We start from the raw sequence: 243 nt of genomic DNA on the forward strand, positions 1-243 counted from the left end.
GCTTGGTTAAAGGCAGGGAGGTCATCTGGTGTCCGGCTAGAGATTAAGCCAGAGGAGTCGATAACGACTTCTTCATCGAAGTAATTAGCACCAGCATTCTTCACGTCAACGGCCACTTGGGCAACAGCGGTAATGTCTTTACCGTGTAAGACGTCAGCGTTAACTAAAAGTTGTGGGCCATGGCAGATAGAGAAGATGGGTTTATGCTTGTAAGCAAAGTGACGCACAAAGTTCAAGACATCT

At 46.9% G+C, this 243-nt stretch carries 1 protein-coding gene; it reads right to left on the bottom strand.

The window, feature by feature from the left end:
* Positions 1-243 (bottom strand): DJ-1/PfpI family protein (locus QP363_RS13420; RefSeq protein ID WP_284764856.1); only part of this gene is annotated, 243 nt, incomplete at both ends.

It is taken from the genome of Corynebacterium sp. UMB6689 (assembly GCF_030215295.1).
GTDB lineage: Bacteria > Actinomycetota > Actinomycetes > Mycobacteriales > Mycobacteriaceae > Corynebacterium > Corynebacterium aurimucosum.